Origin of the sequence: Silvibacterium dinghuense (assembly GCF_004123295.1) — a bacterium.
In the GTDB taxonomy this organism is placed as follows: domain Bacteria; phylum Acidobacteriota; class Terriglobia; order Terriglobales; family Acidobacteriaceae; genus Silvibacterium; species Silvibacterium dinghuense.
Window position 1 is genome coordinate 124,478 of sequence record NZ_SDMK01000006.1, and the last position, 20,778, is coordinate 145,255.

The following is a 20,778-nucleotide window of genomic DNA, read 5'->3' on the forward strand; positions in this document are numbered from 1 at the left end:
CCCTGTGGCAAAAAACTCTTTCTGGAGACCCCCACAACTCTATGAAGCCAATCAGGTTTCTTCTTTTCTGCCTCGCCTTCCTGCTTCCAGCGTTCAGCGTCGTCCATGCACAGATGGACACCGGTGGACTGAAGGGAACCATCACCGACCCAAGCGGCGCCGCGGTGGTTGGCGCATCGGTGCACATTCACAACCCGTCGACCGGACTCGATCGCACGACGCAGTCTTCAGGGAACGGTACCTATCAGTTCACGGACCTGCAGCCCGGACCCTACCAGATCGAAATTCTTGCTACGGGCTTTGGAAAGTATTCGATGACCCGTGCGGTGACCGTCGGTGGAAGCACCACGGTGGACGCGAAGCTGAGCGTAACCGCGACCACGCAGGTGGAAGTGGATGCCTCGCAGGACGTCGGCGCACAGGTGAATACGAACGACCAGCAGATTTCGCAGGTGATTACCCCGAAACAGGTGATGGACCTGCCGTCGCTCAGCCGCGATCCCTATGATTTTGTCGCCCTGTCGGGCAATGTCACCAGCGATCCGAATGGATCGACGGGGCCGAACGGCGTAGGCGTGAGCTTCAGCGGCCTGCGCTCGGCTTCGACGGAGATTCTGCTCGATGGCGCAGAGAACGTCGATCTTTACGATGCGGCGGTTGGCCAGCAGATCCCATTGGATTCAGTGGACGAGTACCGCACCATCACGGACGGCTTCACGGCAGAGTATGGCCGCGCTTCGGGTGGAGTGGTGAACCTGGTCACCAAGAGCGGTACGAACAAATTCCACGGATCGTTGTATGAGTACAACCGCCTCTCGGCGCTGGCCGCCAACACCTATAACGAAGACGCTCAGAATGTGTACCTGCGCAGCTTAGGAGAGTCGCCCCTGCCTGCCGACCACTTCACGCGCAACCAGTTCGGCTACTCGGTCGGTGGACCGGTGCCGTTCTTTGCGCACAAGGTCTTCTTCTTCTCGAATACGGAGTGGAACCGCATTCGAAGCACGGGGCTTCAGCAGTTTATTGTGCCGACCTCCTCGTTCATCGCATCGAGCGCCAGCAATACGCAGCAGTTCTTCTCAAACTACGGCACGCTGGCCTCGGGCACGACGCTCGGCCAGACGGTTGCGGTGAGCGGCTTTGCCACCAACCCTCTGCAGATTGCCAACGTGCAGGCGCCGATCGATGCCGGTGCAGGCGCCCCGGTGAATGCCTGGGACACGGACGCGCGCTTTGACGTGAATCTCAGCGAGAAGACGACGATGTTCTTCCGTGCCGCCGTGTACAGCGACGATTACACGGCAGGTTTCGTCTCGTTGAGCCCTTACAACGGCTACAACACGGGGCAGACCGATCTGAACCAGAGCTTTCTCTACAGCCTGACACACGTCTTCTCGCCGAACCTGGTGAGCGTGAGCAAGGTGAGCTACAACCGCTTCAATGAGAGCGAGCCGCTGGGCTCGGCCGGCGTGACGCCGACGCTCTACCTGAGCCATAACAACACGGCCAGCGTGGATACGACGACGGGCACCGATATCGCCATGCCTGGTTATCTGCCCACCTCGCCGGGTAACGCGCTGCCTTTCGGCGGTCCGCAGAACCTCTATCAATTCGGTGAGGACATCAGCTGGACGGTAAAGGCGCATACCTTCCACTTCGGCGGCGGATTCCTGCAGTTGCGCGACAACCGCACCTTCGGCGCCTATGAAACGGCACTTGAGCTGGCAGCCAAGAACGGTACCGATGAGGGCACGGCGCTTGGCCAGCTTCAGGCTGGCAACCTCTATCAATTCGAGGTAGCCATCGATCCGCAGGGGAAGTATCCCTGCTCGCTCAACCCGACCACCGGAGCCCTGACGGAGACAACGGCCTGCACGCTGACCACGCCGCTCAGCGCTCCGAGCTTCACCCGTGAGAACACCTTCAACGACGGCAACTGGTATGCGCAGGACTCCTGGAAGGCGACGCCGCGGCTGACGTTGAACTACGGCATTCGCTGGGAATACTACGGTGTACAGCACAATACCAACCCCAACCTCGAGTCGAACTTCTATCTCGGCCCGGGTGACAACTTCTTCGAGCAGATCCGCAATGGACAGGTGGCGACCACGCCGAATTCGCCGACCGGCGGCCTGATCGAAAAGCGGCTGAAGAACTACGCACCGCGCATCGGCTTCGCTTATGACATCAAGGGCGACGGCAAGTGGGCACTGCGCGGCGGATACGGCATCAGCTACGAGCGCGACTTCGGCAACGTGACCTATAACGTCATTCAGAATCCGCCGAACTACGCCGGCGTGCTGCTGACCACCAACCAGCTGGGCCAGGGACAGCTTTCAGTCACCTCGGATAACCTAGGACCGTTTGCCGGTTCGGGCGGCTCGGTGCCGTTTGCGCCTTCGTCTCTACGTGCATTGCAACAGAATATGCCGACGGCATACGCGCACCAGTGGGATCTGGCTCTGGAGCATGAAGTGGCTCCGGGCACGCTGCTGGGGATCGAATACACGGGCACACGCGGGGTACACGCCTATGCGATTGCGAACGTGAACTCGGCCTACTACGGCAACGCCTTCCTCGGCGACGCGCTCAATGCGGCGGGCACCGGCAACCCGATCAACTACCAGTACGGCGCCATCAATATCCGCGAAGCGAACGGAGACAGCTACTACAACGCGCTCAACATCCGCTTCGAGGACAACAACTACACGCGCTACGGCCTGCAGGTCACCGCGAACTACACCTACGCGCACGCCATGGACAACCTCAGCTCGACCTTCTCGCAGTCGGGCAACAACTTCAACCTGGGCTATCTGAATCCCTTCAAGCCGGCCCTCGATCGCGGCAACTCGGATTACGACATCCGCCAGCGGCTGACGATCGGCGGCATCTATGAGCCTTCGTTCCTGGAGTTCCGCGGCAACCGCATCCTGCATGCCACACTCGGTGGCCTGGAGTTCGCGCCGATCGCTACGCTGCGCTCGGGCAATGCCTTCACCATCTTCGACTGCACCAACGGCTACGCAGCCTGCCCGCGTATCGTCGATGCTCCGGGGCTGAAGTTCCATGGCACGCCGCAGGCTACAGGCGCGCCGAATGGCTACAACTACATCACGCTGCCGACGGCCTCGGCGAATCCGTTTGTGAATGCATACGGCTTCTCCGATTTTCCATCCTGCGCGACCTGCGGGCAGAATCCGGGCCTTGGCCGCAACCAGTGGTTTGGACCGAACAACTACCAGTTCGACATGGGTGTCTACAAGAACTTCCACCTCGGCAAGAGCGACCGTTACACGGCGCAGCTCCGCGGCGAATTCTATGACATCCTCAACCATCACAACTTCTACCCCGTGGTGGGCAATGCCGACTACGCGGAGACCAGCGTTATCAGCGCTCTGAAGGGCACGCCGAATGGCTCGCCTTCCTCCGAGGATGAACGCCGGAATGTGCAGATCGCACTTCGCTTCGAGTTCTAAAGGCAAAGAAGCGGCAGATAAAGCAGGGCTCTTGAGAGCCCTGCTTTTGTTTTCCCTGCAACGCGGGCGATCTCTTCGTTAAGATAAAAGAGTGAAGTCCGCTTCCATCACGGGATGGCTGATTGCGATGCTGCTGGTCGTGGCCTCGCTGTCCGCAAACATCTGTGAAGCAAGCTGTGTTCCTTCCGCCTCCATGCATGGAGGCGGCCTGATGCATGCATGCTGTGCGCATGGGGAAAAGCAGCCCGGCGTAAAGGCGATGCATGCATCCACATGCCATCATGCGATGAAGGAAGAGATGCAGAGCGTGCGGCCGCTTACGAACTCCGTGCCCGCTCCGGTTCTTCTTCATGTTCTGGCGCCTGCGGCATTTGCGCAGGACTTCCGCCTGCAGGTGGCCGATGCCGGGCCGCCGCGCATGATCTCTCCTCCTGTCATTCCACTTCGAATCTGATTCCTTTCTTCGCCTGCTGACGGAGCGGTGCGCCGTGTGCGGCCGCGTGTCTTCTGTTGAAACGCGAGGAGAGAGAAGTGAAGCCATACAGAATGGCGATGCTGGCGACGGCGGTGATGATCGCAGCCACGGCCAAGGGTGCGTGCGCACAGCAGTCGGATGCGATGAGCGGGATGTCGATGCCGCCGGGCATGAAAATGGACATGCCCATGAACGGGATGCAGATGGGGCCGAAGCTGACGGGCCTGGCGAAGACTGTCGAGGCGCATACCTCTTCGGGCACGAGCGCAGAACCGGGTTCGACGCCTGCGCCGATGCTGATGACCATGCGCGGCAACTGGATGCTGATGTTCCATGCCAACGCGTTTGTCGCCGATACCCAGCAGACCAGCGTGCGCGGCGGCGACAAGCTGTTTTCGACCAACTGGTTTATGCCTATGGCGCAGCGGCAGTGGGGGCCGGGGCAGCTGACGCTGCGCGGCATGTTCAGCCTGGAGCCGGCAACAGTGACGGATCGGCAGTATCCGCTGCTCTTCCAGCAGGGTGAAACCGCATATGGGAAGCCGATCGCCGACGGGCAGCACCCACATGATTTTGTGATGGAGTTTGCGGCGCTCTACGACTGGCGGCTGAATGAGAAGACACTGCTCTCGTTCTATGTGGCGCCAGTAGGCGATCCGGCACTGGGCCCGACGGCCTATCCGCACCGCGCCTCGGCCTTCGAAAATCCGGTGGGCACGCTCGGGCATCATCAGGAAGACTCGACGCACATCTCCGACGACGTCATGACCGCTGGCCTGACGCATGGATGGGCGCGGCTCGAAGCCAGCGGCTTCCACGGACGCGAGCCAAACGAGCATCGCTGGCAGGTGCAGCAGGGCGCGATCGATTCCTGGTCGATGCGGTTGACGATTGCGCCTGCGGACGACTGGAGCGGGCAGTTCTCCTACGGACGCCTGCATAGCCCGGAGCAGCTTTCCCCGACGGAAGACCAGAAGCGCATGACGGCCTCCGTGATGTGGAACAAGCCGTTTAGCCGGACATCGAACCTGGCTTCCACTGTGGCCTGGGGAAGGACGCAAACGGTGGGCGGCGGTTATCCGGAAAACAGCTACCTGCTCGAGTCGACGCTGCGCTTTCGCGACCGTAACTATGCCTTCACCCGCATGGAAGACGTGGACCGGACGAATGAGCTGCTGCTGGGAGAAAATCCTCTGCCGGCAAACTTTGTCGAGGGGCCTGCGGGCCGCGTGCAGGCCTATACCTTCGGCTATGATCGCGACATCGGCAACCTGCCGCATATGCGGACGGCGCTGGGTGCGCAGGTGACGGCGTACACCGTTGGTTCGCGCCTCGAACCGGTATATGGCTCCGATCCAATGGGAGTTGTAGTCTTCCTGCGCCTGCGTCCTTTTGGGAAGTCCAATTAGCTTTCCCGCGTGGATTGCGTCCTTGCCGGGCTCGTCGCATCGAAAATAGAAAGAGACGATCTCGGCAGGGACAGGACGGATAGTTTGAGCGACGCAGTGGCCGCAGCGCCGGAAAACACAAAGCCGCAGAGAGATTTTTCGCATGCGTGGCGAGCCCTGCGGCACCGCAACTTCCGGTTGTTTTTCGGCGGTCAGAGCATTTCGCTCATCGGCACGTGGATGACGAGGATCGCGACCTCATGGCTGGTGTATCGGCTGACGCATTCGGCGCTGTTGCTGGGGACGGTCAGCTTCATGGGCCAGATCCCGACCTTTCTGCTGGCTCCGCTGGCCGGCGTGTTGGTGGATCGCATGGAGCGTCGCACGGTGCTGGTGTGGACACAGATCCTCGCGATGCTTCAGTCGCTCGCGCTGGCCGTGCTGACGCTCACGCACCGCATTACCATCCACGAGGTGCTCTGGCTGAGCGCTTTTCAGGGCGTGATCAACGCCTTCGACATGCCGGGACGGCAATCATTCATGGTGCAGATGGTCGAAGATCGAGCGAATCTCTCGAATGCGATCGCGATCAACTCCTCGATGGTGAATCTCGCCCGGCTGATTGGGCCGTCGCTCGCGGGCCTCGTCATCGCGGCGACCAGCGAAGGCTGGTGTTTCCTGGTCGATGGCGTGAGCTATATCGCGGTGATCGCTTCGCTGCTGATGATGCAGATCAAGCCTCTTGCGACGGCACGCTCTGTTGCTCCCATGGCAGTCCAGTTGAGAGAAGGCTGGGAGTATGTCTCGACATTCGTACCGGTGCGGACGATTCTGACGCTCTTCGCGCTGGTCAGCATCATGGGCATGCCCTTCGTCGTGTTGATGCCGGTCTTCGCGGCGCAGGTGCTGCGCGGCGGCCCGCATACGCTCGGCTTCCTGATGGGCGCGGTGGGAATTGGCGCGCTGGTTTCTGCCCTCTCACTCGTGCTGCGCAAGTCGGTGCGCGGTCTGCTGAAAATGATTCCGATTGCCGCCTCGCTTTTCGGTGCGGGCCTCGTCTGCTTCGGGCTCTCGCACTGGTTATGGCTTTCGATGGCGCTGATGGTCATCGTCGGCTTTGGGATGATGCAGGGGATGACGGCGAGCAACACGATCATTCAGACCCTTGTTCCCGAAGACAAGCGCGGCCGCGTGATGAGCTACTACACGGTGGCCTTTGTGGGGATGGCCCCCTTTGGCAGCCTGCTGGCCGGATGGATGGCCCATCATCTTGGCGCGCCGCGCACGGTGATAATGACCGGAAGCTGCGTGCTGGCCGGTTCGGCGTGGTTCGCAACGCGGCTGAAGGCCATGCGACGCGAGATGAGGCCGGTGTATGAAGAGCTGGGGATTGTGAAGCCTCGAACTGCCCAGGCGTAAAGTGCTGATTCTTCGAGGGGCGGCAAGGCTGAAATCGCTCTCTTCCCGTTATGGAACGGTAGTAAGGATGCGAGCGCTGGCCTGTTCTGGAAAACCAATCCATGTTATTCTTCCAGCAGACACTTAGGAAGTGTATTGAGTTAGAAATTCGAGAAATTGAGGAGTAGCGCACACCCGTGCTGGCACCTACAAAGAAGACCGACATCATCACGCAGTTCCGGACGCACGATACCGATACCGGTAGCCCGGAAGTGCAGATTGCGATCCTCAGCTCGCGCATTACCGAGCTGACCGAGCACTTCAAGACCCACGCGAAGGATCACGCCTCGCGCCGCGGCCTGCTGATGCTGGTGAGCAAGCGTCGCCGCCTGCTGGATTACCTGAAGACCAACGACACCGATCGCTATCGCGACGTCATCGGCAAGCTGGGCATCCGCAAGTAGCAAGAAGAAAACAGCCTTGTCTCCTACGCGCACGCGACGGGAAGCGAAACGAGGATGCGGCAGACGGACCCCGGAGTGGGTGGCTGTGCCGCATTCCATGGAACTGGCCATGGATCCGGGCGGGCAATCGTCCCTCCCGGCGGGCGACGGGAGAGCTACGCGCTGATGCGAATCTCCTCTGGATATACGGGTCACGCGACGGACGGCCGTTTCTGGCAGTCCCTGTTATTCCAGCCGCTCTCTTTTCCCTCCCTTTGCAAGCACCCCCTCCCAACTGCGATCTCTCCGACGCGCCGCGCGGCACAGCTTTCCGCGCTGACGGCGCACTGCAGGCCAGGCTCCGCGTGGAGCCTCCACGGCTTTCTGCAGGCTGCGGAGCAGACGCCCGATGGAGCCTTCCGCCTGGTGGCGGTAGCCGCATCCGTCGCAACGACCTGAATCGAGGATTCCATGAAGCAGGAAGTAACCGTAGAACTGGCCGGCGGCAAAAAGCTGCATTTCGAGACCGGCCGCATGGCCAAGCAGGCCCCCGGTGCCGCGCTCGTCACCCAGGGTGAGTCCGTAGTGCTGGCCACCGCCGTCGCCTCGCCCGACCCGAAGGAAGGCATCGACTTCTTCCCCCTTACCGTCGATTATCGCGAGTACGCCTATGCAGGCGGCCGCATCCCCGGTGGTTTCATCAAGCGTGAAGGCCGCCCGAGCGAAAAGGAGATCCTGACCAGCCGTCAGATCGACCGCCCCATCCGTCCGCTCTTCCCGGAAGGCTTCCGCAACGAGACCCAGGTCATCGCCCTGGTCTTCTCGGCGGACAAGGAAAACGATCCCGACATCGTCGGCATCAATGCCGCCAGCGCCGCTCTGTCCCTCTCCGACATCCCGTTCGCCGGCCCGGTGGGCGCGGTGCGCGTCGGCCAGGTCAATGGCGAGTTCGTCATTAATCCCTCTTACCTTGAGCGTCGTGAGAGCCTGCTCAACATCACCGTCGTCGGTACCGCCGAAGGCATTGTGATGATCGAAGCCGGCGCGAGCGAAGCGGACGAGACCACCATCGTCGATGCGATCGAGTTCGGTCACGGCGAGATCAAGAAGATCGTTGCCGCCATCAACGAACTGGTTGCCAAGGCTGGCAAGCCGAAGCGCGAAGTCAAGGCTGCCGAGTTCGACACCGCCTACTACGAAGCCCTGAAGGCTAAGATCGGCACCCGCCTGGCGGACGCCCTCGACACCAAGACCCATGCGAAGACCGAGAGCTACGCGCTGGTCAAGCAGATCAAGGACGAGCTGGCCAAGGAGATCGTCGACGGCGAGACCGCTGCTGCCGAGAAGAAGAAGCTCAAGGAGTACTACGAGATTCTGCGCGAGCGCACCTTCCGCGAGCAGGTCACCAAGGACCGCATCCGTCCGGATCGCCGCGCCTTCGACGAGATCCGCGCGATCTCGATCGAGACCAGCGTGCTGCCCCGTACGCATGGTTCGGCTCTGTTCACGCGTGGTGAGACGCAGGCTCTGGTGACCGCGACCCTGGGCACGAACGACGATTCGCAGCGCATCGAGACCTTCGAAGGCGAGCAGAAGAAGCGCTTCATGCTGCACTACAACTTCCCGCCATTCTCGGTTGGCGAAACCGGCCGTATGACCGGTGTGGGCCGCCGCGAAGTGGGTCACGGTGCACTGGCTGAGCGCGCGATTGCCGCGGTTCTGCCGAGCGAAGCCGATTCTCCCTACGCTCTGCGCGTGGTTTCGGACATCCTCGAGTCGAACGGTTCTTCGTCGATGGCCTCGGTCTGCGGCGCTTCGCTGGCGCTGATGGACGCGGGCATTCCGCTGAAGGCTGCCGTTGCCGGTGTGGCTATGGGTCTCGTCAAGGAAGACGCGGACTACGCCATCCTGACCGACATCGCTGGCGCGGAAGATCACTACGGCGACATGGACTTCAAGGTGGCCGGTACCCGCAAGGGCATCACCGCCCTTCAGATGGATATCAAGATCTCCGGCATCACCGGCCAGATCATGCGTGAGGCGATGGAGCAGGCCCGTCGCGGCCGTCTCTTCCTGCTCGACAAGATGGACGAGGCCCTTGCCGGACCGCGCGACATCAAGTCGAAGTACGCACCGCAGATCCGCACCCTGCAGATCCCCACCGACAAGATCCGCGACCTGATCGGGCCCGGTGGCAAGACCATCCGCGGCATCATCGAGCAGACGCAGGTCAAGATCGACGTGGACGACACCGGCCGCGTGAACGTGGCTTCGAGCGATGCCGAGGGCCTCGAAAAGGCGCTCGCGATGATCAATGATCTGACCGCCGTGCCGGAAGTGGGCAAGACCTACCTCGGCAAGGTGGTTCGCCTGGCCGAGTTCGGCGCCTTCGTCGAAATCTTCCCCGGCACCGACGGTCTGCTGCACATTAGCGAGATCGCCGAGCATCGCGTGAAGGATGTAAAGGATGAACTGCGCGATGGTGACCAGGTTCTGGTGAAGGTCCTGGGCATCGAAGGCAACCGCATCAAGCTCTCCCGCAAGGCACTGCTCAAGGAGCAGCGTCAGAAGCTGGGTCTGCCTGAGCCGGGTGCACCGGCTGGTGAGATTTCGGCCTCGGGCGAGGGTGAAGGCGAGCAGCGTCCCCCGCGTGAGCGGCGTCCGGAGCGTGCAGAGCGCCAGGAGCGTCCGGAACGGCCGAAGAACGAAGACAAGCAGCCCACCTCCAACGCCAGCACCATCACGATCGAAGGCGGCGATGACTTCGACGATGAAGAAGGTGACGAAGAGGGCGGCGAGGAAATCAACTACAACCGCGCGGACGGCGTTCCTGTGGTCGAGGGAACCGGTGAGCGCCGCCCCGGCGGCCGCGGCCCCGGTGGTCCTGGCGGACGGCGTCGCCGTCGTGGCCGTGGCCGTGGCCCGGGTACTGGCGGTGGCAACCGCGGGCCTCAGCAGTAACTCGATGGATGCAACAGGGGCTGTGCTTCGGCACAGCCCCTGTGCTTTTGGCGGTTGGGGCATCTCGCCCGGATTGGCATTCGCCGATGAGTTCACCAGTAGCCTGAAGATGCCCGAAATGGTAACTCTCCGGATAACGGCGTGCAGCCTTTTCCCGGATGTGGCATCCGATATGAGCAGGCAGACGGGATACACTGCGAAAATGAGCGCGTCCATGTACATCGTCGTGGAAGGCGAAGACCCGGGCTTCGACATCTTTGTGAACGGGCATGCCCTTGCCAGGAACGAAGATGCTTTGGAAAAGCTGGCATTGCGGCTGGGAGTCAAGCCTCTGCTGGAGTTCTTCTCCGCGGACGAAAACTCGATGGCACTGCTGTTGGAAGAGGGTGCTGGTGATCCGGAATGGGCGAAGACGCTGCCGCCTCCGCAGTGGTTCTCGCCGACAGACGGGCTGGCAACGATTCGGACGCTGATCTTGTTCTTACGCAGGTCGCCTGCGGAGCTGGGCTCGGAAACGATGCCGGTGGTGCAGGAGCTCGAAGAGTATGAGCGCGTATTGTCGAAGACGGAGACGCGCAGCCTGCGCTGGCAGCTGGCAGTGAGCTGGAAGTAGCTGACCTTCGATCCACAGAAAATTCAGACAATATCAGAGCCGCAGGCATGAAGCTGGCGAGGGGTACGTCCTATACTTGGATGTTCCTCGCGAGGAGGAAATCCTTCCTCCTCTACCTGGTTTGCGCACGACTCGCCGCTGACTGGATGGAGGCTGACCTGCGGGCGAGGCATCGTTCACGATGCCATCAGGAGGTCTTATGTCTCAGAATCCAATTGTCTATCTGGAATTGCCGTCGACCAATCTGACCGAGCTGAAGCATTTCTATGGTTCGCTTTTTGGCTGGAGCTTTCAGGATTGGGGTGGGGACTATGCGACCATGCATGGTTCGGGGCTCGAGGGCGGCTTGAATGGGCACGCCGGATCAAGGACAAAAGCACCGCTGGCCATTCTCGAGACCAAAGAACTGGAAGTCATGCAGGACCGGGTGAAGGCTGCCGGCGGGGAAATTACGGTGCCGATCTTTGCCTACCCTGGCGGCCGGCGATTCCACTTCCGCGATCCGCAGGGGAATGAGCTGGCTGTTCTACAAGCGGACGAGAATTAAAGTAAATCCTTAAGAAAATGGATAGATGAAAACGGCCTCGGAAGAGGCCGTTTTCATGGGTATGCCAGTCGTTGGAAGTAAACTAAGTTTAGTGGACTAAGTTCACTGGATTAAGCGGGCTGGATCGCCTCGAGTTCGCTGAAGATGGCGCGGGTAGCCGCAACCGGATCCGTCGCCTGCGTAATCGGCCGCCCGACGACCAGGAAGTTTGCGCCGTCACGTGCGGCCTGCGCCGGGGTAGCGATGCGCTTCTGGTCTCCTACGGCAGCGCCGGCTGGACGGATGCCCGGAATGACGAGGGTGAGAGCGGGGAATTCGTGACGGAGTTGAGCTACCTCCTGCGGGCTGGCAACGAGGCCGGAGATGCCCGAGGCCGTGGCCAGCCGGGCAAGACGCTGCACCTGACTGGCAGGCGATGCGGAGATGCCGATGGCCTCGAGCTGCGATGCGTCCATACTGGTGAGCACGGAGACGGCAAGCAGCTGAAGCGGTTCGCTTGCGGCTGCGGCAGCCTCCGCCGCGGCCGACATCATCGCCGGACCGCCGAGCGCATGAATGGTCAACATACTGGCGCCGGCGGTCGAGGCGGAGCGGACGGCTCCGGCGACGGTATTCGGAATGTCGTGCAGCTTGAGATCGAGGAAGACGGAAAATCCCTGGTCGCGGAGATCGCGGACAATGGAGTTCCCCGCAGAGAGATAAAGCTCAAGACCCACCTTGAGCCAGCGGACGTGTCCGGAGAGCCGGCGGGCCAGCGCGAGTGCAGGCTCGGCGGCAGGGAAGTCCAGCGCTACGATAAGCTGGGCTTCATGAGATAGGGGCGACGGAGGAGTCATCGCTCTTTATCTTAGCTGTAAGCAGAGATGAGAATGGCCCGGTTTTCGCTGTCGTAGTCCGGAGTGCGCAGGGCCAGTTGTGTTTCATCTTTGGCTTAGACAGGACCGTGGAGAGCGCTGATGGAGAAGTCATATAAGGATGCAGGCCGGCCGGTGGTGCTGACCATCGCAGGCTTCGATCCTTCCTCCGGGGCAGGCATCACGGCAGATCTGAAGGTCTTTGCAGCGCATCGCCTGTATGGTCTTTCGGCAATCACTGCGCTCACTGTTCAGTCGACGCAAGGGGTGAGGCGTATGGAGCCAGTGTCTGCAAAAATCTTGGCCGATACCCTTGCTTGCCTTGCGGAAGATGGGCCGATTTCTGGGGTAAAGATAGGCATGCTTGGCACAGCAACCAATGTGGAAGCCGTGGTGCATTTTCTGCAGAGGACAGGCATCGAGCGACGGCGTGTGGTGCTGGACCCTGTGATTCGCTCGAGTTCGGGACGCGAGCTGCTGGGCGCCGACGGCGTGTCGCTGCTGAAGAGCCACCTGCTGGACCGAGCAGGGTGGGTGACTCCGAACAGGGAGGAGTTGTGGGTGCTGGCAGAAGAGCCGGAGCTTGCGATCGCGGACGCAAACTCTGATTATGTGGTGCAGCGCGCCGCCGCGCTGGCCAGGTGTCACGCCGGGTTACGGATTGTGGCAACGGGAGGGGAAGAGAAGCCGCCCAACGACTTGCTCTGGACAGAAAACGGTGGTCCGCAGTGGTTTCCAGGAGAGCGTATCGAAACGCGGGCAACCCACGGTACCGGGTGCGCATTTTCATCGGCCCTGCTGGCGGCGATTGTGGCAGGCGCGTCGGATGCCGAGGCAGTATTCCAAGCAAAGAGCTATGTGCGCGAAGCCATGCTGGCAGCCTATCCGGTAGGGCGAGGCCGTGGACCGATGCACCATCTCGCGGGACTCGAGTTTCCAGGCAAAACTTCCACAGATGAACTTTGACGATAGGCAACCCCTTTGCTATAAATAACTAGAGCGATGGCAACATCGTCTTCCCCGCCAAGATACTCCGCAGTAGCTCAATGGCAGAGCATTCGGCTGTTAACCGAAGGGTTGTAGGTTCGAGTCCTACCTGCGGAGCCAATAAAATCAAACACATAGCTGAGTGAGACCGAGCCGGAAACGGCGCAAAATCGCAAAACGTAGTGAAATTTGTCACCACGCGGTTTCACAACGGGTGCCCTACCCGTAGTAATCCAGCACAGTGTTTTCTCCGCAACGGAATCAACTCCTCCTCTCCAACTCTCTGTCGGGTCGGCGCGTGTCACCTGATCGAGAGTCTGAGAATTTGACCGAATTTCAGTCTCGCTTCAATCTCCACTTCCGCACTCGGACAAGAGTGCGGCGCAACGAGACTGGAGTAAATGATGGCGGTCCATCCGAAGGGAAAAAGCGGAATCTACTGGTATGACTTCCGCTTCGCAGGTCAGAGGCACCAAGGCTCCACTAAAACCACATCGAGAACAGTAGCCCTGCGCGCGGAAGAGCAGCGCCGGCGCGAACTTGAAGCCGGCTACAACAACATAAGGCAGGTCCGGAAGAACCGTGTCCGGATCCTCGAAGAGATCATCAATGAATACCTCGAAGGGTACCGGGTACGGTATCGCTCGGCAAGCTTCGCCGAATATGCACTCGGACATGTTTCGCGTCTTTTAGGCAGGAGCATGGCGGTCGATATCAACGAGGCAGCTGTCCTCCGCTATCAGGAGGACCGCCTGCGGGAGAAGGCCGCGCCGAAGAGCATCAACGAAGAAGTTCGCTTCCTGCTCAAGATGATCGGCAGCCCCGCGGGCGATTTGATCCGCAGCTCTCTCAAGGAAAAGAAGCTTCTAAAACTGGCCTTGCCGAAACGAATTGGCAAGGCCTTCGATTCCGAGGAGAGCCAATCGCTTGAGGCGAAGGCAAAGAAGTCGCGAAGTCCTCACATGTATGCCGCGTACATGCTGGCACGCAATGGAGGCCTCCGGGATACTGAGATCAAGACGCTCAAATGGCCGCAGATTGATTTCGAAGCGCGAACTGTCAAAGTGGGCAGAGCCAAGACCAAGGCTGGCGAAAATCGAATCGTTCCACTCAACGACGAGGTCTACGAGGCCCTGGCCAAGCATCGGGAGTGGCACATCAAGAAGTTTGGAGAGATTCAGGAGGAATGGTATGTCTTCCCATGGGGCCGTCCCTATCCTTCCGATCCCACACAGCACATTACCTCCTTTAAGACGGCCTGGAAGACAGTCAAGAAGAATGCCGATGTAAAGGGTCGTTGGCATGACAACCGGCACACCCTGATAACGGAACTCGCAGAAGCTGGTGCCGGGGATGAGACCATCATGCAGATCGCAGGTCACATCGATCACCAAATGCTCACGCACTACAGTCACATCCGCATCAAGGCCAAGAGGGAAGCGCTCGCAGCCGTCGCGGCCAGAAGAAGGGAACTGTCCGGATCGAGTGGCGGTTCCGCACTGGGTGCCACTCCATCACGATAGAACGCAGCGGGAAGCAATTTGACCGAGATCTGCCTTCGGGATAGATTCACGGCCAAATTGCTCCCGAGAGCGGTTTGGTCAGAAGGAGGGAAGGATGGATACGTTTCTGAACGAAACGCAAGTATCTGAGATGCTGCAGGTCAGCCTGGCCTGCTTGAGGCGCTGGCGTTTGATTGGCAAAGGGCCGGAATACAAGAAGATTGGACCTTTAGTGCGGTATCGTCCTGAGGCTATATCGCAGTGGGTGGAGAAACTGCCATCCGGCGGCAATGGCCGTCGATACGAACCACACCACCGCGTTGGAATCCGCTGAGGTCAGCCTAACTGGGCCTTTGCATTTTGTGCTTCGAAATCATGATGTCTTGGCCCTTTCATATATGGAGGTTCCCGGATTTGACCGAGTTTTGAAAGTGCAGCATGCTTTCCGCGTTGCTCTCAACTCTGCCAAAGGAGAAGAAGCCGATGCGAATTACTGCCGACCAATTGATTGCCGGATATCCGGCGAAGAGGGTGCGCGATTTTTTGCGCACAAGGGAGTCAAGAGCAATTTTCAACGAAGTCGATCTGACCGAACTCACATTGAAGCCAAAGGCTGCCCGCGACCTTCTAAAAGAACTCGTGGTTATAGGGCTTATCAAGGAATACCGCAGATGTGCTGGAGATTTGTATTTTGAACTGACTTGCCATGGACAGAATTTTGCCAATGCTCCCGCTTCAAAACCAATTCATCGAAAAACTGCGGAACGCGTTCTGACAGAGTTCAAGCAACGAATGGAACGAGTAAATGCCACCTCCGAATATCTCTACCGAGTGGACACTGCCATTTTGTTCGGAAGCATGTTGTCCGATGTTGAATGCTTGGGGGATGTGGATGTTGCAGTTAACTTGGAGTCTAAGGTCAGTGAGGAAACCGCATTTAAGAAATAGCAGAGCGAGCGCAGACGTGCCGCTCAAATAGGCGGAAGAGCGTTCTCTTCGCATGCTGCATGGCTTTATTGGCCAAAAGAAGAAGTTTGCAAACAGCTCAAAGCAAGGTCTCTCAGTTTGAGCTTGTATGAGTTGTCGAACATCAAACATCTGCCCAATCTCTCATACTGGATCTTGCTTGGAGACCCTGAGCATCTTGCAAAGCTGATTCCAACCGGGAGGGTTGCTTAATAGGAGAATTTAACGTGGTGGGTAATCGGGTACAGAATAATAGCGTTGACGTGCAGACAGGCGTGTCAATCGCTCGATGGAGACCAATGAGACGCTATAAAACTCGACGTGCGGTACCCAATATGAGAGGGAGAGGTCTGCAAAACCTTTATGCGTCGGTTACTGGACATTGCCGCCTTATTTTAATCATTTCCTTTTAATTTCAATTAGATATCTGAGGTTGGCTCGCTGAAACATAAAGGTTTCAAATTCGCCTTAATTCAAGGCGAGTCCGAAACGGAAGACCCATTTGCTAAGCCCGTACTCAGCACAGCAGCTGCCCTTTCAGCCGATCCGTCAAGGACATGAACATAGTGCTTAAGAAGGATGTCTGGACGGGAATGACCCAGGCGTTCCTGCACAGTTTTTACGGGAATGCCCAACTCCATCATGTGGGTTGCACCCCAATGCCTTAGAAAACGCCATGTGATGTGTGGCAATCCAAGATCTTTCGTAGCAGGTTGAATTTGCCGCCCTAGGATGTCTTCATGCCAGATGGGACCTGTTCCCTCTCTTTCTCTCTGATCCAAGGCATAGTGCGACGATAGTTGAAGTCCCGAGGCACGTAATGGCCATCAGCATCGATGAATCCGGACCACGAGACCAGAGACGCAAACTGCTCAAACAGCATCTGCCGCGGACTTCACATCACGCATCGGGCTAATGTGCACTGCTCCTCAACCAGCCTACTCAACCGGCATCATCGCGCTCCGCGCCTGATAGCGGATGGAAGCATGTTTATACCTCATTTTCGGAGCGAGACAGGAGTTTCTCCAGCTGGTCTGCAACGCGAGCAAGTTGCTTCGGAATATCTTGCAATTCTCGTAACGTTTTAGGCAGTTCGTTGTCGTGGACGAGTTGCTTCCGGCTAGCATCGACGCTGCAGACAAACGGTTGGTGAAGTCTCTTGCCGCTCGAATCCTTGTAGCAGCATTTGCCTTCGAACTGGGTGTCCGCGAACCTTCTGGCAGTATCGTGAGCGGTGCCGACCAGCACGGAGACGCTTTCCTGCGGTAAAAGGACGGCAATCTGGTCCAAGCTCCGGACCTCGTCTCCCTTTTGTGATCGACCGGAGGCTTCTTCCAGGTCAACCGGACATCGTATGCCACACCCGCTCCCTGGTTCTTGACCGCAGCTGTAACAGATCGTACCGGCTGGTCAGATCGAAATAGGGGGTTGGTCGAGGGCGCAGCGCATCTTCCTGAATCTCCAATACTCGCAGCGCGGGAAGGATCGCGATCACCGCGGTGATAACCGCCAGCAGCGCAGCCAGCGTGGACCATGTTTCCTTCTCTTTAGGCCCGTGCAGAAGGAGGATGACAAGAGCCATGCAGGCGATCAGGACGATCCCAAGGCAAACGTACACCACTTTTCTCATAGCAACATTGTGCACCTTGGTCTGGTATTCTTCGTCGCGCTGGACCTCGAGAAGACAGCGAAGCTATTGCGAGTCCATTCGGCTATTTGATATCGGGAAGATTATCTTCCATCACTTTGTCGATGATCTCGTGAATCAGCCCGGGCGCATTGAAAATCCGGATCCGCTGATAAGCTTTCATGCCCAAACGCTGAATGGGAGTGGAAAGAAGTGCGTTCAGAAAGCTGTGCGGAGCCGTCTCGACATCCTTGAAGTCGAGATCGATTTTCTTGCCCTCTTCAATGGCAGGCAGAAACCGCCGGTCCCGGAACGAAATAGCCGCATCTTTGTCCTCGGCATATTTCCCGAAGTAATTGAAGATACTCACCACGTATCTTTCGCTCTCATCTTTCCGTGTAGCACCATCCATCTCTTGCTGTGCGTTGTGCCTGATTTCAGCCATCAACTCCTCAAGAGACAAACTGGCGGTATTGCCGACGTTCAGATTGATAAGAACGAAGGTGCCTGGCCAGGAATGCTTCAGCTGGTGACTGGTCACATCTTCAGGCGACACATGGACGACCCCGTTCTGAGAAACGATGTACATATCGCCCTTGAGCCGCTTGAGCATCAAACTGGAATAGGTAAGCCCCATGCCTGCGTTGTCTCGGGTGCCGTAGGGCTGCGCTTGCTGTGCAAAAGTCCCTGAAACATTGGGGCGAAGCGCATAGATGATCGCCTCTTGATGCGTAGAAAACGGCGGGTAGGTCTGCTCCAGATGTCTCTTGACTCCCACCCCAAGATCGCTGAACAAAAAGGATAGCCGCTTGATCTGTGGGTATAGTCCATATTGGAAAAGCGATGGCACAAGAACCTGACAGCCTTCGACCAATGCTGTCCGGCGCCCGTGCTCGGTGGCATTGTAGAGAAGCTCGGAAATCAGATAGCTCATGTACTCGGGAAACCCGATGCTGTAATTCCGAATGGCTCTGCGGGCGCTGTTGATGGTGCTCTGCACATCTGACCGGCGTCGTAGCGCGAAGGTCTTTCGGGCCGGCGAGTTGCTGAAGTCGCGTCCATCGGTGAGAAGAACCTCCCGCCACTGGAAAGCCGCCATGGCAGAAAGCATCTTTGTCGATCCGGAATAAGCGGTTCCATATTTAAATCGAACAGCATATCCATTGAACGTCAAATGCCATGCATATTGAATCAGCAGCGCCAACGCCTGGAAGTTTGATTTGGAGCAGCGGCTTAAATCGATGATGACCGACTTCTCGCGCGGTTTCCAATCGAAGTATTGCAGAATATGGTCGAAGTCCAGGAATCCCGGAGTGTAAAAGGAGAATGTCTCGGGAACGACCAGCGTCTGCGCCCCTTCCTCACTTGCTTCCAACATGGACTTGCGTATCCCCGGGCCGCCCTCGGAGATGGATTGTGTCCAATCAATTGATAGGATTGGAGCATGCTCCGCGGGAGCCACAGTCATCTCATCCGGCTCAGTCGCAGCAGATGAGTAAAGTTGAACCGCAGCAACTCGCACCTGCTTCGACAGATCGAGTGCCTCGGTGAGAGGCAATCTGCGCTTAGCGGGAGAATTAGGCGGCCTATTTTCAAAATGCGCCCGAACCTTCTTCGCCTCCCAGTCCTCCAATGAGCTGGAGTGAGTCTTGAAACCAGAAATTCCCAGCGCAGCAAGGGAGTTGAGAATGTCCAGGCTCTTGACCTCAAGCTCTCGGGCCAAATCGTTGATACGGATCATCGCGATTGCTCTCGCTCCAATCGTATACCCCTCGGCATAAGCGTGCTGTTCCATGTTAGCTCTGTCGTCGAGCTTTCCTTCCACGAATTTCCTGGGCAGCACCATTGCGCACGCACATTGCATCTTCATCGTCCGCCAAGATGATCTAACGTCGTCAGCGAATGGCCAAAACACATTTTTAGTAAGCCCCAAGTCACCTAGTTACGAGCCGCCGCCTTCCGGAGATAGACTGTTCGTGAAGGGATAGGTATGCGGATGCGAGAGATCACTGCAGAGATGAGGGTTAGGGACGCCCTGCCGTTGCTTTCGGCCGCCGAGCAGATCAGCCTCCAATATTGGGCCGCGGAGTTCGGTATCCCGCTGCGCGAGTTTCACCTAGGCCATATCCGCACCTATGAGATGCAACGCTTGCAGGGGGAATCTCGCTACGTGGTGAATGCAGAGGTCTCCGTCTTATTGCGTTTGCTGGAATCAGTTGGCCTTGGCGAAGATATCCGGCGGCGCTATCAGCCCCTGCGCGATCCCGAAGAGCTTTCTCCGGAAGAGAGAGCCGCACTCCCCGAGCGGACGCTCAAGTACATCGAGAAGCTCGAAGGCGAGATCGAGGTATTCGAAGCGCGGAATGATCGAACTCAGAACCGTTTGCGCAAGGCAAACTGGGCAAAGTGGTCGCGCTAGCGGTCAAAGGGATGAAATCGCTTTCGAGCTCAGCAAGAAACACACTTTGGATTCGCATTCTTGCGAAGGAAACCGTGCGTGAAAGAACCAACGCTCTCCATTGTTCGATCGAAATCTCTATCCCATCCTGACTCGGCTTCGCCGTAGTCTTCCGCATTCTCCGATAGCGCCAGCTCTTCCGGTGATTTGTTCATATTGATGTATGTTCGCAACAAGGTTTAGCATTCCTCGGCAAAGTGTCTCGCAAGCCACGTCGACTCTATCGCCAAATCCATGATCTGCTTTTCGTCCGGCTTCGCATTGCCGTTGCGCATCTGCAGCATCCGAGTGTTGGTCTGAAAGTCGATGAAGGCGACAGCGTGAACATACTGGTTTCTCGTGGTGGCGATGGCCTCTGCTCGGTCGAGGAGCTTGAGAATCCCGGCGGCGATCTCGTTGCCGGCAGAGGCGAGTTCTAAGGCTGTCCGAAAACCGACAGCGCGTGCGTGAAGTGTCCGCGTGTTGCGATGGATCTCCGGCAGCGTGCATCGCGAGTACCTCACCACCAGGGGAAGATAGACTTCCACGACCTGATCGATCTCGTTGAAGGCGATGGTGAAGCGGCCGATGCCCTCGTATTGCTTGGCTGGCAACATAACTTCTCCTCAAGACTCAGTATGACCGGAGGCGCTTATTGCGGGCCGCATACTGACTTGGTTTGCCCACAAACACGATATGAAATGGGAAAAGAGGCCTATGTTGACTGATGAACAAGGCTAGCAAATCACCCTGTAAACGGAGGCGCAAACACGGGCGCAATAACACAAGACTATTGAGTGCTATTGGTTTTTCCCGGTCGCTGCCCTTAGCTCATGTCTGCGGGATGATTGTTTCATGTCCTGGAGAGAGGCATCATCTTTTCAGAAGTTCGTGAAATTCAACCGGCAGTTGCGAGGGCAAGGCTTTACTCACGATTGCCTTCCATAGTTGATAGACACGAGTCGTATTTGCTCCAGGTATAGGCCGCATTCAGCTTGGTCTGCCCGGCTTGATCTGTACCAGTTGTAATCATAGGAACTGGGTACAAGGAGCTGGCTATGGCGAGGAAGCGGCATACCCCTGAGCAGGTTGTGAACCTACTCC

General features: G+C 58.2%; 19 protein-coding genes and 1 tRNA gene. 14 read left to right on the forward strand and 6 right to left on the reverse strand.

Annotated elements, in window-relative coordinates:
* Positions 1-41 precede the first annotated feature (41 nt).
* The 8 genes from ESZ00_RS19715 to ESZ00_RS19750 all read left to right on the forward strand — a co-directional run bounded on the left by ESZ00_RS19715 (position 42) and on the right by ESZ00_RS19750 (position 11,301).
* Positions 42-3,476, forward strand: a complete 3,435-nt coding sequence (locus tag ESZ00_RS19715; RefSeq protein ID WP_164981643.1) for a TonB-dependent receptor — start codon at positions 42-44, stop codon at positions 3,474-3,476.
* 91 nt (positions 3,477-3,567) lie between these two features.
* The gene (locus tag ESZ00_RS19720) at positions 3,568-3,930 is read left to right on the forward strand and encodes a hypothetical protein (RefSeq protein WP_129210126.1); all 363 of its coding nucleotides are present in this window, start codon (positions 3,568-3,570) and stop codon (positions 3,928-3,930) included.
* A 77-nt stretch (positions 3,931-4,007) separates the two neighbouring features.
* Positions 4,008-5,360 carry a TonB-dependent receptor gene (locus tag ESZ00_RS19725; protein WP_188590823.1) on the forward strand — a complete coding sequence of 451 codons (1,353 nt, stop codon included), beginning with the start codon at positions 4,008-4,010 and terminating at the stop codon, positions 5,358-5,360.
* Positions 5,361-5,444: 84 nt separating this feature from the next.
* A complete protein-coding gene (locus ESZ00_RS19730) occupies positions 5,445-6,758 on the forward strand; it encodes an MFS transporter (protein WP_204520244.1) in 1,314 nt (437 codons plus the stop codon).
* 176 nt (positions 6,759-6,934) lie between these two features.
* Positions 6,935-7,201, forward strand: coding sequence for a 30S ribosomal protein S15 (gene rpsO, locus ESZ00_RS19735; RefSeq protein WP_129210127.1), 267 nt, complete (start codon positions 6,935-6,937; stop codon positions 7,199-7,201).
* 450 nt (positions 7,202-7,651) lie between these two features.
* A complete protein-coding gene (gene pnp / locus ESZ00_RS19740) occupies positions 7,652-10,141 on the forward strand; it encodes a polyribonucleotide nucleotidyltransferase (protein ID WP_129210128.1) in 2,490 nt (829 codons plus the stop codon).
* Positions 10,142-10,343: 202 nt separating this feature from the next.
* Entirely contained in the window at positions 10,344-10,754 is a 411-nt protein-coding gene (locus ESZ00_RS19745; RefSeq protein WP_129210129.1) for a hypothetical protein, read from the forward strand.
* A gap of 199 nt (positions 10,755-10,953) precedes the next feature.
* A complete protein-coding gene (locus ESZ00_RS19750) occupies positions 10,954-11,301 on the forward strand; it encodes a VOC family protein (protein ID WP_129210130.1) in 348 nt (115 codons plus the stop codon).
* Between the two features lie 110 nt (positions 11,302-11,411).
* On the opposite strand, the gene pyrF is transcribed toward ESZ00_RS19750, so the two are convergent.
* Complete coding sequence (pyrF, locus tag ESZ00_RS19755) at positions 11,412-12,137, reverse strand: orotidine-5'-phosphate decarboxylase (protein WP_129210131.1); 726 nt, start codon at positions 12,135-12,137, stop codon at positions 11,412-11,414.
* Between the two features lie 120 nt (positions 12,138-12,257).
* On the opposite strand from pyrF, the gene thiD reads away from it, so the two are divergent.
* The 5 genes from thiD to ESZ00_RS19780 all read left to right on the forward strand — a co-directional run bounded on the left by thiD (position 12,258) and on the right by ESZ00_RS19780 (position 15,592).
* A complete protein-coding gene (thiD, locus tag ESZ00_RS19760; RefSeq protein ID WP_129210132.1) occupies positions 12,258-13,121 on the forward strand; it encodes a bifunctional hydroxymethylpyrimidine kinase/phosphomethylpyrimidine kinase in 864 nt (287 codons plus the stop codon).
* 66 nt (positions 13,122-13,187) lie between these two features.
* Positions 13,188-13,262, forward strand: a tRNA-Asn gene (locus tag ESZ00_RS19765).
* Positions 13,263-13,543: 281 nt separating this feature from the next.
* A complete protein-coding gene (locus ESZ00_RS19770) occupies positions 13,544-14,665 on the forward strand; it encodes a site-specific integrase (protein ID WP_129210133.1) in 1,122 nt (373 codons plus the stop codon).
* Between the two features lie 94 nt (positions 14,666-14,759).
* The gene (locus tag ESZ00_RS20215; protein ID WP_188590822.1) at positions 14,760-14,978 is read left to right on the forward strand and encodes a helix-turn-helix transcriptional regulator; all 219 of its coding nucleotides are present in this window, start codon (positions 14,760-14,762) and stop codon (positions 14,976-14,978) included.
* A gap of 149 nt (positions 14,979-15,127) precedes the next feature.
* Positions 15,128-15,592: a hypothetical protein gene (locus tag ESZ00_RS19780; RefSeq protein WP_129210134.1), complete on the forward strand. Its 465-nt coding sequence runs from the start codon at positions 15,128-15,130 to the stop codon at positions 15,590-15,592.
* Positions 15,593-16,083: 491 nt separating this feature from the next.
* On the opposite strand, the gene ESZ00_RS20545 is transcribed toward ESZ00_RS19780, so the two are convergent.
* From ESZ00_RS20545 to ESZ00_RS19800, 4 genes are all read right to left on the reverse strand, one after another.
* Positions 16,084-16,392 (reverse strand): tyrosine-type recombinase/integrase, encoded by a 309-nt coding sequence (locus ESZ00_RS20545; RefSeq protein WP_129210135.1) that lies wholly within the window; start codon positions 16,390-16,392, stop codon positions 16,084-16,086.
* A gap of 208 nt (positions 16,393-16,600) precedes the next feature.
* Positions 16,601-16,900, reverse strand: coding sequence for a hypothetical protein (locus ESZ00_RS19790; RefSeq protein ID WP_129210136.1), 300 nt, complete (start codon positions 16,898-16,900; stop codon positions 16,601-16,603).
* 49 nt (positions 16,901-16,949) lie between these two features.
* Positions 16,950-17,240, reverse strand: coding sequence for a hypothetical protein (locus ESZ00_RS19795; protein WP_129210137.1), 291 nt, complete (start codon positions 17,238-17,240; stop codon positions 16,950-16,952).
* 82 nt (positions 17,241-17,322) lie between these two features.
* Positions 17,323-19,062: a translation initiation factor IF-2 N-terminal domain-containing protein gene (locus ESZ00_RS19800; RefSeq protein WP_129210138.1), complete on the reverse strand. Its 1,740-nt coding sequence runs from the start codon at positions 19,060-19,062 to the stop codon at positions 17,323-17,325.
* Positions 19,063-19,227: 165 nt separating this feature from the next.
* On the opposite strand from ESZ00_RS19800, the gene ESZ00_RS19805 reads away from it, so the two are divergent.
* The gene (locus ESZ00_RS19805) at positions 19,228-19,656 is read left to right on the forward strand and encodes a hypothetical protein (protein ID WP_129210139.1); all 429 of its coding nucleotides are present in this window, start codon (positions 19,228-19,230) and stop codon (positions 19,654-19,656) included.
* Between the two features lie 218 nt (positions 19,657-19,874).
* Here the strand turns inward: ESZ00_RS19805 and ESZ00_RS19810 are convergent, their stop codons facing one another.
* Positions 19,875-20,291 carry a hypothetical protein gene (locus ESZ00_RS19810; RefSeq protein WP_129210140.1) on the reverse strand — a complete coding sequence of 139 codons (417 nt, stop codon included), beginning with the start codon at positions 20,289-20,291 and terminating at the stop codon, positions 19,875-19,877.
* Between the last annotated feature and the right edge of the window lie 487 nt (positions 20,292-20,778).